Annotated in this window: 10 protein-coding genes; 5 read left to right on the top strand and 5 right to left on the bottom strand. The window is 70.9% G+C overall.

Annotation, left to right across the window (positions count from 1 at the left end):
* Positions 1-250: 250 nt before the first annotated feature.
* The 5 genes from AC07PU_RS10695 to AC07PU_RS10675 form a co-directional block, all read right to left on the bottom strand.
* A complete protein-coding gene (locus AC07PU_RS10695) occupies positions 251-988 on the bottom strand; it encodes a response regulator transcription factor (protein WP_208510620.1) in 738 nt (245 codons plus the stop codon).
* Positions 985-3,126, bottom strand: a complete 2,142-nt coding sequence (locus AC07PU_RS10690; RefSeq protein ID WP_495317342.1) for a sensor histidine kinase — start codon at positions 3,124-3,126, stop codon at positions 985-987. The genes AC07PU_RS10695 and AC07PU_RS10690 overlap by 4 nt, the downstream gene beginning before the upstream one ends.
* Before the next feature lie 276 nt (positions 3,127-3,402).
* Positions 3,403-4,809, bottom strand: a complete 1,407-nt coding sequence (locus AC07PU_RS10685) for a class II fumarate hydratase (protein ID WP_495317340.1) — start codon at positions 4,807-4,809, stop codon at positions 3,403-3,405.
* 13 nt (positions 4,810-4,822) lie between these two features.
* Positions 4,823-6,178: a cation:dicarboxylate symporter family transporter gene (locus AC07PU_RS10680; RefSeq protein ID WP_296789374.1), complete on the bottom strand. Its 1,356-nt coding sequence runs from the start codon at positions 6,176-6,178 to the stop codon at positions 4,823-4,825.
* Between the two features lie 24 nt (positions 6,179-6,202).
* On the bottom strand, positions 6,203-7,579 hold the full coding sequence (locus tag AC07PU_RS10675; RefSeq protein WP_495317336.1) for a class-II fumarase/aspartase family protein: 1,377 nt from the start codon (positions 7,577-7,579) through the stop codon (positions 6,203-6,205).
* 93 nt (positions 7,580-7,672) lie between these two features.
* Here AC07PU_RS10675 and AC07PU_RS10670 point away from each other — a divergent pair, with 93 nt between their 5' ends.
* The 5 genes from AC07PU_RS10670 to AC07PU_RS10650 all read left to right on the top strand — a co-directional run bounded on the left by AC07PU_RS10670 (position 7,673) and on the right by AC07PU_RS10650 (position 12,771).
* The gene (locus AC07PU_RS10670) at positions 7,673-8,404 is read left to right on the top strand and encodes a GntR family transcriptional regulator (RefSeq protein ID WP_495317334.1); all 732 of its coding nucleotides are present in this window, start codon (positions 7,673-7,675) and stop codon (positions 8,402-8,404) included.
* 108 nt (positions 8,405-8,512) lie between these two features.
* A complete protein-coding gene (locus AC07PU_RS10665) occupies positions 8,513-9,532 on the top strand; it encodes a Bug family tripartite tricarboxylate transporter substrate binding protein (protein ID WP_495317332.1) in 1,020 nt (339 codons plus the stop codon).
* Between the two features lie 59 nt (positions 9,533-9,591).
* A complete protein-coding gene (locus tag AC07PU_RS10660; RefSeq protein ID WP_296739584.1) occupies positions 9,592-10,257 on the top strand; it encodes a response regulator in 666 nt (221 codons plus the stop codon).
* Between the two features lie 7 nt (positions 10,258-10,264).
* Complete coding sequence (locus AC07PU_RS10655) at positions 10,265-11,698, top strand: sensor histidine kinase (protein ID WP_495317330.1); 1,434 nt, start codon at positions 10,265-10,267, stop codon at positions 11,696-11,698.
* A gap of 38 nt (positions 11,699-11,736) precedes the next feature.
* Positions 11,737-12,771, top strand: a complete 1,035-nt coding sequence (locus tag AC07PU_RS10650) for a tripartite tricarboxylate transporter substrate-binding protein (protein WP_495317327.1) — start codon at positions 11,737-11,739, stop codon at positions 12,769-12,771.
* The last annotated feature ends 12 nt before the right edge of the window (positions 12,772-12,783 follow it).

The raw sequence follows: 12,783 nt of genomic DNA, 5'->3' as shown, positions 1-12,783 counted from the left end.
TCGGACAGAAGCGAATGCAGCCGATGCCGCGTGGGCGATGGCTGTCGAATGGCTGTTCATGGGGTCTCCTCCTGCCATGCAGTCGCGAGGAGGCGCATGGCATGTGCGGCATCACTGCGCTGCCGCTTCGAGCGAAATTCTCAAGTTCCGCTATTCGATTTGCACCTTACTTTTTCTTGCAATGCGCCCGCAAATCCCTCCGGAAAACCGTGGCCTCGCCGACAAAGGAATGCCTTGGTACTCGCCTGGCTCAAGGCTCGATGCGCGCATCCCCCTGGAAGCTGTAGCCCTCGCCGCGCACCGCGACGATCGGCAGCTTCTCGCCGCTGGCCTGCTCGGCCTTGCGCCGCAGGCGCGAGACCGTGACATCGAGGTTGCGCTCGTAGGCTTCGAGGCCGGGCCGCCCCATCGCCGCGAGTAGCGTGCCGCGGTCCACCACTTCGCGCGGCTGCTCGATCAGGCATTGCAGCAGCCGCGCTTCCGCGTTCGACAACTGCACGCGCTGGCCGGTGGGCGACAGCAGTAGCCAGGTGGTGTAGTGATAGCGCCAGGGCGCGTGCACGGCGAGTTCGCCGGCCTCCGCGACACCGGGCTCGCGCGTCCCCTGCCCCGGCGTTTCCTGGCTGCGCTGCAGCAGGTTGTTGAGCACCATCTCGAGCTCGCGCAGGTTCACCGGCTTGACCAGGTAGTAGTCGGCGCCCAGTCCCAGTCCATGCAGGCGGTCGTTCAGCATGCCGCGCGCGGTCAGCATCACGATGCGCATGGCGCTGCGCGATCGCAGCCGCGCCAGCACGCTGAATCCGTCCTCGCCCGGCAGGTTGACGTCGCACACCACGGCATCGAAATCCTGCCGCTCCAGTTCCGCGTCGAGCTTCTCGGCGCTGTCCACGCCATGGGCCAGCATGCCCACGCCGCGCAGGTAGCGCAGCACCGTGTCGCGCAGGTCCTCGTCGTCCTCGATGACCAGCACACGGGTGGCGGCGGTCATCGGCCGCCTCCGGGGTCGGCCATCGACATCGCGATCGCACGGCGGGTTTCCGGCGGCTCGGCGCTGCCCAGCAGCGGCAGCGTCAGCGTCAGCACGGCGCCCTCGCCGGGCCCGTTGGATGCGACCACGCTGCCACCGTGAACCGTGGCGATGCGGTGCACCATGTGCAGGCCCAGCCCGATGCCCGGAATGCGCCGCACGCCGGCCGCGCGATAGAAGCGCTCGAACACGTGCGTCAGGTCCTGCGGCATGAAGCCCGGGCCTTCATCGCACACCTGGATGCAGACGCCCGGTATCGCGTCGCCCTCGGGAAAATCATCGGAACGGCAGCGCCGGATGCCGGCGCGCACGCGCACCGGCGAATGCGGCGGCGCGTACTTGATGGCGTTGGTCAGCAGGTTGTCCATCGCGATGTGCATCAACGTCTCGTCCGCCAGCACCGGCAGCTCGCGCGCGTCGAGCTGCAGCGAGATGCGCCCGCCGGCGACGCCCTCGTTGTGTTCCTCGATCTTCTCGCGCAGGAAGACCGCGAGCTCGATCGGCGCCAGGCTCAGGTTGTTGCTCGAGGCATCGAGCCATTCGTCGGCCAGCAGGGTGTCGACCAGGTCGCGCATGCGAAAGACCGTGCGGCTGATCTTCTCGGCCTCCTTCTTGACCTCCTCGCGCGCCAGCCCGAGCCGGTCGTCCGAGAGGATCTGCGCCGAGCCGCCGATGGTGCCGAGCGGCGTGCGGAACTCGTGCGACACCATGGCCAGCAGGCCGCGCTGCTCGCGCAACGCCAGCGCCAGCTGGTCGTGGGTGCGATGGTGCTCGGCGATCTCCTGGCGCAGGTCGCGCGTGCGCTCGTTCACGCGCCGCGCGAGCCGCGCGCGATGCCGCAGCGACAGCGACAGCGCCCGCCGCTCGCGATGGCGCACGCGCCAGCCCAGCGCGAAGAAGAAGGCCATGATGTGCAGGATGCTGCCGAACACGTAGCTGTACTGCGTGAGCTGCGTGTAGGGCAGCCACTGCAGGTTCTTGGCGAAGTGCACCGAGCCCATCAGGAAGTAGATCGCATAGCCGATCAGCCCCGGCCAGGCCTGGATGTTCCGGCGCAGCGCCATGACGCACATCGGCACCACGCAGGCCGCGAAGACCACCCACGCCAGGTTCAGCGGCCGCGCGACATGCCCGTAGCCGCCGGCGATGGCCACCGCGCACGCCGCGAGGCAGACCAGCGTCATGACCTGGAACACGCGGTTCATGCGCGGGAACTGCCGCTCCATGTCGAGCAGCACGCGGGCGAAGCCGAACGCCGCCGCCGTGTGCAGGCAGACCGAGAAGTTGTGCAGCCGAACGGCGGCCACGGGGCTGTTCTGCAGCCACAGGAATGCCGGCATGCCCTCCGAACTCCCGAACAGCAGGCCGAGCGTGACGAGGTAGCCCGCATAGGCAATGAAGCGGCGGTCCGGCAGCGCGATGCCCATCATCAGGCTGACCACCGCCATCAACAGGGCCATGCCGACGACCGCCGCGTCGGCGTAGTTGAGCCGCTGCTGCACCGTGGCCAGTTCCCGCAGCGGCGAGACACCGCCGGCGAGGCTCAGGGTGCGGTCGCCCGCCAGGCGCACCCAGACCCAGCGTGGCTCGGTATCGGGCAGCGCGGGCAGGCGCACGGCCGAGATCGACCAGGGCATCTCGCGCTGGGCGCTGGCACGCATCCCGCCCAGCGCGCGGTGCGCGAAGCCACCGCTCGCGCCGGCGCCGGCATCGGGCCACCACACGTCGAGGTAGTCGACATACGGTGCATTGAGCCGCAACCACCAGCCGCTCTCGAGCGGGCGCTCGACCTCCGCGGGCGAAGCCTGGACCTGGAAGCGCACCCACCACGCGCCCCGGGCGTAGCCGCCGTTGAGGGCGCCCGGCAGCGTCTCGAATCGCTCCTGGTAGGGCGACGCCGCCACCTGCTCGCGCGTCAGCTGGCCGGTGGCGTCGTAGTAGGCCTGCGAACGCCCGTCGAGGTTGCGCTCGAACATGCTCAGGCCGGCATCGAGCCGCAGCGGCCCCGGCTGCGCATGGCTCGGCAGCGCCAGGCACGCGAGCAGCAACCAGGCGAATCCCAGCGCCGCGCGGATCGCGGCGCACCGCAACCCGAACATCGTCCGGCATGGCGCCATGAATGAAGTGGCCGTCCGGGTCCTCGAATTCATGCGGGGCTTCGCGGGAATGGGTGTGCTCGTCCGTCAGGGGTTCTGGAACTACCGGCATCCGTGGCGCCTGCTCGCCGCCCTCGGAATGGATGGAGGCCGGGCGCCATCGCCGCGCGGACTCCGCCGCCGTTTCGCCCCGGATTCTGGGGCGCGGCTGCGGAGTTTGCACCTTACTTTTTCTTTCACCCTGCTGTTTCGCGGACCCCCGGCCCGCGTCCGGGTCCCTCAGGCCGCAGCGGTGCCCGCGGGCCTGGCCATCGCCGCCGGATCGACGAGCCGGTCGTACGCGTCGCCGTCGATGAGCTGCAAGGCGATGGCCGCCGCCCGCGGCGTGATGCCGCGCGCGAGCGCCTCGTGCGTGATGCGCGCCACGCGGTCGTAGCCCAGCACCGGGTTCAGCGCCGTCACCGCCAGCAAGGCGTTGTCGACGTTCGCCGCGAGCCGCGCGCGCTCGGGCTCGATGTCCTTCACCAGCCGCTCGGCGAACACGCGCGAGGCATCGGCCAGCACGCGGATCGATTGCAGCAGGTTCTGGATGATCAGCGGCTTGGCCACGTTGAGCTCGAAGTTGCCCGAGGCGCCCGCCATGGTGATGGTGAGGTGGTTGCCCATGGCCTGCAGCCCGGCCTGCACCACCACCTCGGCAATGGTCGGGTTGCGCTTGCCCGGCATGATCGAGCTCGTGAGCCCGTCGTCCGGAATGCGCAGCTCGCCCAGGCCGCAGCGCGGGCCCGAGCCCAGCAGCCGCAGGTCGTTGGCCATCTTCACGAGCGAGGTCGCGAGCACGTTGAGCGCGCCCGACACCTCCACCAGCGCGTCGTGCGAGGCCATGCCTTCGAACTTGCTGGGGTTCGGCGCGAAGGCGATGCCGCTGAGCGCGCCCAGTTCCTCGCAGAAGGCGGCATCGAAGCCCGGCGGCGCGTTGAGCCCGGTGCCCGCCGCGGTGCCGCCCTGGGCCAGCAGTTGCAGCCGCGCGAAGGTGGCGTCGATGCGGTCGATGCCATGGCCGACCTGGCGCGCGAAGGCGTCGAAGCTCTGGCCCAGCGTCATCGGCACCGCGTCCATCAGGTGGGTGCGCGCGATCTTCAGCACGTCCGCGAAGGCTTCGCTGCGCTCGTGCAGGCGCTGCTGCAGCAACTGCAGCGCGGGCCGCAGGCGCTCGCGCAGCTCGAGCGCGGTCGCGATGTGCATCACGGTCGGAAAGCTGTCGTTCGACGACTGCGAGGCGTTGACGTGGTCGTTGGGATGCACCGGCGACTTGGTGCCCAGCGGCTGCCCCAGCAGTTCGTTCGCGCGGTTGGCGATGACCTCGTTCGCGTTCATGTTGGTCTGCGTGCCCGAGCCCGTCTGCCACACGGTGAGCGGAAAGTGGTCGTCGAAGCGGCCGTCGCGCAGCTCGGCGGCGGCCTCGAGGATCGGCGCCGCCTTGGCCGCGTCGAGCGCGCCGCAGCGCAGGTTGGCGCGCGCCGCGGCCATCTTCTGCAGGCCGAAGGCGTGGATCAGGCCCGCGGGAAAACGCTCCTCGCCGATCTCGAAGACCCCCAGCGCGCGCTGCGTCTGCGCGCCCCAGTAGCGGTCGGCCGGAATCTCGACGGGGCCGAAGGCGTCGTGTTCGATGCGCATGGCGGTCATGGCAGTCATGGCGTCAGGCCCGCGCGGCATGGGCGTCGACGGGCGCCACGCCGTCGTCGAGGTCCTGGTCGGCCCGTGCGGTGTCGGGGTAGCGCTCGGGGTAGAGGTGGCGCTCGGCCTGCTGTGCGTCGAAGGTGCCCGACCACTTGGCGACCACCACCGTGGCCACGCTGTTGCCGATCACGTTGCAGGTCGAGATGGCCATCGACAGGAAGCGGTAGACGCCGAAGATCACCGCCAGGCCCTCGACCGGCAGCAGCCCGGTCGAGGTGACGGTGGCCGCGAACACCACGAACGAGCCGCCCGAGACCGTGGCCGCGCCCTTCGAGGTCAGCAGCATCAGCAGCAGGATGCCGATCTGGTGGTCAAGCGTGAGCGGCACGCCGTAGGCATGCGCGATGAACATCACGCCCATGGCCATGAAGATCGAGGTGCCGTCGAGGTTGAAGGCATAGCCCGTGGGCAGCACCAGGCCCACGGTCTGCTTGGCGCAGCCCAGGCGCTCGAGCTTCACGAGCAGGCGCGGCAGCGCGCTCTCCGAGGAGGCGGTGCCCAGCACGATCAGGATCTCGTCCTTGATGTAGCGCAGGAAGCGCCACAGGCTGAAGCCCGCGAACTTCGCGACCAGCCCCAGCACCACCGCGATGAACAGCACGATCACCGCATAGAAGCTCAGCACCAGCTGCGCCAGCGCCACCAGCACCGCGGAGCCGTTGCTGCCCACCGAATAGGCCACCGCGCCGAAGGTGCCGATGGGCGCGAGCTTCATCACCAGGTTGATGAACGAGAACAGCACCTCCGAGATGATGTCGAGGCCGCCGTTGATCTTCTCGCGCCGGCTCTCGGGGATCGCGAGGATGCCGATGCCCACCATCACCGCCAGCACCACCACCTGCAGCAGCTCGCCCTTGGCGAAGGCGCCGACGAAGTTGTCGGGCACGATGTGCGCCATGAACTCCAGGAAGCCCTGCGGCGCGGCGGCCTTCACCGCCGGCGCCGCGGCCGCGCCGGCCACCGAGGCCATGCCCTTGCCGGTCTGCAGCAGGTTGCCCGCGAGCAGGCCGATGACCAGCGCGATGGTCGAGATCACCTCGAAGTACACCAGCGAGCGCCAGCCCACGCGCCCCGCGCTGCGCACGTCGCCGGCCGAGGCGATGCCGTGCACGATGGTGAGGAACACCAGCGGCGCCACGCCCGCCTTGATGAGCGACAGGAACATGTCGCCGAGCAGCTTGAGCTGGCCCGCGAACTTCGGAAAGACGAAGCCGACCGCGATGCCCAGCAGCAGCGCGACCAGCACCTGCATGCCGAGCTTGCGGTACCAGGGCAGCTTCTTCGGCGGCGCGACCAGGGTGGAATCGTTGAGCATGGTTGTCTCCTTGGGTGCCCGGGCTCAGCCCCGGGCCTGGGCGGACAGCGCCAGCGCGCGGTCCACCATCCGGGGCGCGAGGCCCAGGTAGTTGGCGGGGTCGGTCAGCCGATCGATGGCCGCGCGGTCGAAATGCGCCGTGACCTCGGGCAAGGCCGCCAGCGCCTCGGCCAGCGTGCCGCCCTTCTCGTTGACGGTGCGGCAGGCGTCGTAGACCACGTCGTGCGCCTGCTGGCGGCCGATGTGCGGCGCCATGCCCATCATCACGGCCTCGGCCACGATCAGGCCGCGGCTGATGCCGAGGTTGTGCTTCATGCGCGCCTCGTCGACGATCAGCCCGCCGAGCGCGAACTTGGCCTGGTGCAACGCACCGGCCGTGAGGATGAAGCTCTCGGGGATCGCGATCCACTCGGCATGCCAGGGGCCGGTGGCGCGCTCGAAGTCCTGCACCATCGCATCGACCATCAGGCCCGCATGCTGGCGCACCGCCTTCGAGGCCGCGAGCATCAGCTCGCTCGAGATCGGGTTGCGCTTCTGCGGCATGGTGCTGCTCGCGCCGCGTCCCTTGACGAAGGGCTCGTAGACCTCGGCGAACTCGGTCGAGGCCATGATCATGATGTCGAGCGCGATCTTGCCGAGCGAACCGGTGATGAGCGCCAGCAGGTTCACCGCCTCGGCGAAGCCGTCGCGCGCCACGTGCCAGGTGGTCGCGGGCACGCCGAGCTTCAGTTCCTCGGCCATCGCCGCCTGCACCTCGAAGCCCTTGTCGCCCAGCGAGGCCAGCGTGCCGGCCGCGCCCGCGAACTCGACCACGGCCACGCGCGGGCGCAGCTCGGCCAGGCGCTGCTGGTGGCGGTCGAACATGGCGAGCCAGATCGCGACCTTGTAGCCGAAGGTCACGGGCAGCGCCTGCTGCAGGTGCGTGCGTCCGGCCATCGGCGTGTCGCGGTGCTTGCGCGCGAGGTCGGCCAGGATGCCGCGCAGCTCGCGGATCTCGGCGTCGACCAGGTCGAGCGCGTCGCGCACCTGCAGCGCGACGGCCGTGTCCATGATGTCCTGCGTGGTCGCGCCCCAGTGCACGTAGCGGCCCGCGTCGCCGCACATGGCGACCAGCTGGTGCACCAGCGGCAGGATCGGGTAGCCCACGATGTCGGTCTCGTGGCGCATGTGGTCGAAGTCGATGCGCTCGATGCGCGACTCGCGCGCGATGACCTCGGCCGCGTCGGCCGGGATCACGCCCACCTTGGATTCGGCGCGCGCCAGCGCGATCTCGGCATCGATGTAGCGCTGGATCAGCGCCACGTCGGAGAACAGCGCGCGCATCGGCGCGGTGCCGAAGGCGTCGCGGAAAAGGATCGAATCGACGACGGTGCTGGCCATCGGGAGGGAGGCGGAGGACATGGACGGGCCTTGATATGTTCGGACATATTTAATTTAATATGTTCGGACATATGCATGAATGGGGTTTACCCTTAGGTCAAAATCGGGACCACCATGAACAAGCCGCGCTTCACCGACATCGCCCAGGAACTGAAGGAAGGCATCGCCTCGGGCCGCTTCCCGCTGGGCTCGCTGCTGCCGACCGAACTCGAGCTGCGCGACCACTACGGGATCAGCCGCCACACGGTGCGCATGGCGCTGCAGGAGCTGCAGGACGCGGGCCTGGTGTCGCGGCGCAAGAACGTGGGCACGCGCGTGGAATCGACGGTGGCGCGCATGGGTTTCCAGCAGTCGCTGGCCTCGGTGGAGGACCTGATGCAGTACGGCGCCGCCCACCTGCGCCTGGCGCCCGAGATCGACACCATCGCGAGCAATGCCGCGCTGTCGCGCCTGCTCGGTTGCGAGGAAGGCACGCGCTGGCTGCGCATCTCGAGCCTGCGCATGGAGGAAGGCCCGCAGGGCCTGCCGCTGGGCTGGACCGACATCTACGTCGACACCCAGTACGCGGCGCTCGAGGCGCTGGTGCGCGCCGCGCCCGACACGCTGGTCAGCGCGCTGCTCGAGCAGCACTACGGCCTGCGCGTGGCCGAGATCGTGCAGCAGGTGCGCGCGGTCGACGCCTCGGCGGCCATGGCGCGCAAGCTGCGCATCGAAGCCGGCAGCGCGACGCTGCAGATCCTGCGGCGCTATCTCGATGCCGAGGGCGAGGTGCTCGTGAGTTCGGTCGCCACGCACCCGGGCGAACGCTTCTTCATCACCACGCACCTGCAGCGCGCGAAGGGTTGAGAAGGTGTGAATGAACCTGCTGCGCGGCCGGCGGCGGCACTGACAGCATTCCGACAGCCAACCCCAGGCACCATGCGGCCTTCCCGAAAAACCACGGAGACAAGACCGATGCGCCTCGACCTTCCCCATGACCTGGGTTCGCCCACCCGCCGCCAATGGTTGCAATCGGGCGGCGCCCTCGCCCTCGGCGGCCTGCTGCCGGGCTTCGCCGGCCTCGCGCGCGCCGACGACACCTGGCCCAACAAGTCGGTGCGCTTCGTCGTGCCCTTCGCACCGGGCGGCAGCTCGGAGATCGTGGCGCGCTCGACCGCGGTCGAGCTGTCGCGCACCTTGGGCCAGAGCGTGTTCGTCGACAACAAGCCCGGCGCGGCCGGCAACATCGCGATGAGCGAGGTGGCGCGCAGCACCGACCAGCACACGCTGATCCTCGGCCACATCGGCACGCTGGCGGTCAACCCCTACATCTTCGCCAAGCTGCCCTACGACGCGAACAAGGACTTCAAGCCCGTGAGCCTGCTGGCCAAGGTGCCCAGCCTCTACGTGGTGCACCCCGACGTGCCCGCGAAGAACCTCAAGGAGTTCATCGCCTATGCCAAGAGCAAGCCCGGCAAGCTCAGCTACGGCTCGGCCGGCAACGGCAGCGCGGGCCACCTCGCCTTCGAATACCTGAAGATGACCTCCGAGGTCTTCATGCTGCACGTGCCCTACCGCGGCACCGGCCCGATGGTGACCGACCTGCTCTCGGGCCGGCTCGATGCCTCGGCCATCGGCGCGGCGGCGGTCATCCCCTTCATCAAGGCCGGCAAGGTGCGCTGCATCGCCACCGGCTCGGCCAAGCGCCTGGCCCAGCTGCCCGACGTGCCGACCGTGGCCGAGCAGGGCTTCCCGGGCTTCGAGATGACGCAGTGGTACGGCATGCTCGCGCCGGCCAACATCACGCCGGCCCAGCTCGCCAAGCTCTCGACCGAGACCATGAGCGCCGTGAAGTCGCCCGAGTCGATGCGCCGCCTGACCGGCGACGCGGCCGAGGCCGTGGGCGGCACGCCCGAGCAGTTCGCGCAGTTCATCGCGAGCGAGCAGGCGCGCTGGCAGAAGGTGATCGCGCGGGCGGGCATCAAGCCCGATTGAGCGCGGACCTGCGGGAAAGCCGCCTGGGCGGCGGCACCGCCGCGCCCTACAGTCGCCCCATGCGCATCCTGCTGGCCGAAGACGAACACACCCTGGGCACCTGGCTCAGCAAGGCGCTCGAGCATGCGGGCATCCAGGTCGAATGGGTGGACGACGGCCGGCTGGCCGACCGCGCGCTGCAGCAGCGCGACCACGATGCGCTGGTGCTCGACCTCGGCCTGCCCGGGCTCGACGGCCACGCGGTGCTGCAACGACTGCGCGAACGCGACCAGCGGCTGCCCGCGCTGATCCTCACGGCGCGCGACTCGCTCGACGAGCGCGTGAGCGCGCTCAATGCCGGCGCCGACGACTTCCTCGCCAAGCCCTTCGCGCTGGCCGAGCTCGAGGCCCGGCTGCATGCGCTGGTGCGCCGCGCGCGCGGCGTCGAGCATCCGCGGCTGGCCTGCGGGCCGCTGGTGTACGACGGCGCGCGGCGCCAGTTCACGCTGGCCGGCGAGGCGCTCGCGCTGTCGCCGCGCGAGCTCGCGGTGCTGCGCGTGCTGGTGCAGCGCAGCGGCGAGCCGCTGTCGAAGCAGCAGATCCTCGAGCGCGTGTTCTCCGACGACGAGGAGGTGCATCCCGAGGCCGTCGAGGTGCTGGTCTACCGGCTGCGCAAGCGCCTGGACGGCAGCGGCGTGCGCATCGTCACGCTGCGCGGCCTGGGCTATGTGCTCGAGGCGGACTGAAGACGGCATGGTGCGTGCCTCGGTCGCCTGGCTGCGCCGCGCCAGCCTCTGGCAGCGGCTCGCGCTGCTGCTGCTGCCCGCGCTGATCGCGGTCACCGGCATCGAGCTGTGGCGCACGCGGCACGATGCGCTCGCGTCGGCCAACGCGGCCTACGACCGCTCGCTGCTCGGCGCGCTCAAGTCCATCGACGCCAACATCTCGACCGCCTCGGGCGGGCTCTCGGTCGAGCTGCCCTACACCATGTTCGAGTTCTTCGAGCTCACGGCCAGCGGCCAGGTGTTCTTTCGCGTCGCCACCTCCGACGGGCTGGTGGAACTCGGCAGCGCCGACCTGCCCGCGCCGCCCGCTTCGCTCGCGCTCGGCGTGCCGGCCTTCTACGACGCCGAGTATTTCGGCGAGGCCGTGCGGCTCGCGGCCTACCGGCGCGAGCTCGACCGCGCGCCCGCGGGCAGCGCCGGGCGCAGCGTGCTGATCCAGGTCGGCGAGAGCACGCGCTCGCGCCAGGAATTCAGCACCCGCTTCGTGCGCAGCGCGGCCCTGCGCGACGCGCTGGTGCTCGCGCTGCTGGTGTTCGGCACCGGTGCCGCGCTGGCGGCGGCGCTGCGGCCGCTGTCGCGCGTCGCGCGCGAGGTCGAGGCGCGCAAGCCCGACGACCTCACGCGCATCGCCGACACCGACCTGCCCGCCGACGTGCGGCCGCTGGTGGCCGCGGTCAATCGCCAGATGTCGCGCACGCAGGACCTGGTGGCGCAGCAGCGGCAGTTCCTCGACGATGCCTCGCACCAGCTGCGCACCCACCTCACCACCTTGCAGATGCAGGCCGACTACGCGCAGCGCCAGCACGATCCGCTGCAGGTGCGCGCCGCGCTCGACGCGCTCGGCACCGAGATCGGCCGCGCCACGCGCAGCGCGCAGCAGCTGCTGGCGCTGGGCCGCAGCGACACCGTGGCCGTGGCGCCGGCCGCGTTCGAACTCGCCGGCCTGCTGCGCGAGGTGGCCGTCGACCTGCTGCCGCAGGCGCGCGCCAAGCGCATCGACCTCGGCATCCAGGCACCCGACGATGCCGCGGGGCATGCGCACGTCGAACTCGTTGCGGTGGCCGACCGCGCGCTGCTGCGCGAGGCGCTCACCAACCTCGTCGCCAACGCCATCGCCTACACGCCGGCCGAGGGCACCATCACCGTGTTCGCGGCCGGCGATGCGGCCGGCTGGAGCCTCAATGTCGAGGACGACGGCCCCGGCCTCGGCGAGGAGGAACGCGCCCAGCTCGGCCAGCGCTTCCGGCGCGGCGCGCGCGCCGGCAAGGGCGGCTTCGGGCTCGGCCTGGCCATCGCGCGCTCGATCGCGCAGCGCCATGGCGGCGAGCTGCGGCTCGAGGCACGCGAGGGCGGCAGCGGGCTGCATGCCATCATCTGGTGGCCGAAGCCGGGCACGGCCTGAGCGCCGTCGCGCCTCGTTTCGCGGCCAGAATCCCCGCCATGCCGATCCGCATCGATCACTCTCGACGCCACGCGCTGCGCGCGCTCTCGGCGCTGCTGCTGCCCGGCGGCGCGATGCGCGCCTTCGCGGCGCCGCAGCTCGATCCGGCCGATCCATCGCAGGCCGCGGCTGAATGCATCATCCCCGCCAAGGCCGGCGGCGGCTTCGCCCTCACCTGCGCGCTCGCGCGCGACGCGCTGCAGGCCGTGCGTCCCGCGCGCGCGCCGCTCGCGCAGCGCTTCCTGCCGGGCGGCATCGGCGCCGTCGCCTTCGACCGCATCGCCACCGGCCGGCTCGGCGGCCCGGGCACGCTGGTCGCGTTCTCGAGCGGCTCGCTGCTCAACCTCGCGCAGGGCCGCTTCGGCCCGCATCCGACCAGCGCCGTGCGCTGGGTCGCCGCGCTCGGCACCGACTACGGCGTGGTCGTGGTGCACCGCGATTCGCCCTACCGCAGCCTGCGCGAGCTGATGGCCGCGCTGCGCCAGTCGCCGTCGCGCATCGTGTTCGGCGCCGGCGGCACCGTCGGCAGCCAGGACTGGGTGAAGGCCGCGCTGCTGGTGCGCGCCGCCGGCGGCGACCACCGCGCGATGCGCTTCGTCTCCTTCGAAGGCGGCGGCGATGCGCTCGGCGCGCTGCAGGGCCGGCATGTCGACGTGTTCGCGGGCGACGCCGCCGAGGCGCTGCAGGCCATGGCCGCCGGCACCGCCGTGCGCCTGCTCGCGGTGCTGTCGGAAGCGCGGCTCGACGGCGCGCTCGCGGGCGTGCCGACCGCGCGCGAACAGGGCGTGGACCTCGTTTGGCCCACCGTACGCGGCCTCTACATCAGCGCCGACGTGCCCGACACCGCGCTGCGCGCCTGGACCACCGCCTTCGAGGAAGCCATGGCCGCGCCCGGCTATGCTGCGCTGCGCGAGCGGCATGGGCTCTATCCCTTCGCGCTCACGGGGGCCGCGCTCGATGCCTATGTGCGGGAACGCATCCAGGCGTATCGGCAGCAGGCGGAAGCACTGGGGCTGCGGCGGTGGAATCCTTGAGACGGATCGCGA

The sequence above is a fragment of the Variovorax sp. GW821-FHT10D07 genome (assembly GCF_059415325.1).
This window is presented reverse-complemented; position numbering and strand designations above follow the sequence as displayed.

Excerpts from the sequence above, each read along its gene's own strand:
- AC07PU_RS10695 (WP_208510620.1), bottom strand. The coding sequence starts at position 988 with ATGACCGCCGCCACCCGTGTGCTGGTCATCGAGGACGACGAGGACCTG.
- AC07PU_RS10690 (WP_495317342.1), bottom strand. The coding sequence starts at position 3,126 with ATGTTCGGGTTGCGGTGCGCCGCGATCCGCGCGGCGCTGGGATTCGCC.
- AC07PU_RS10685 (WP_495317340.1), bottom strand. The coding sequence starts at position 4,809 with ATGACCGCCATGCGCATCGAACACGACGCCTTCGGCCCCGTCGAGATT.
- AC07PU_RS10680 (WP_296789374.1), bottom strand. The coding sequence starts at position 6,178 with ATGCTCAACGATTCCACCCTGGTCGCGCCGCCGAAGAAGCTGCCCTGG.
- AC07PU_RS10675 (WP_495317336.1), bottom strand. The coding sequence starts at position 7,579 with ATGTCCTCCGCCTCCCTCCCGATGGCCAGCACCGTCGTCGATTCGATC.
- AC07PU_RS10670 (WP_495317334.1), top strand. The coding sequence starts at position 7,673 with ATGAACAAGCCGCGCTTCACCGACATCGCCCAGGAACTGAAGGAAGGC.
- AC07PU_RS10665 (WP_495317332.1), top strand. The coding sequence starts at position 8,513 with ATGCGCCTCGACCTTCCCCATGACCTGGGTTCGCCCACCCGCCGCCAA.
- AC07PU_RS10660 (WP_296739584.1), top strand. The coding sequence starts at position 9,592 with ATGCGCATCCTGCTGGCCGAAGACGAACACACCCTGGGCACCTGGCTC.
- AC07PU_RS10655 (WP_495317330.1), top strand. The coding sequence starts at position 10,265 with ATGGTGCGTGCCTCGGTCGCCTGGCTGCGCCGCGCCAGCCTCTGGCAG.
- AC07PU_RS10650 (WP_495317327.1), top strand. The coding sequence starts at position 11,737 with ATGCCGATCCGCATCGATCACTCTCGACGCCACGCGCTGCGCGCGCTC.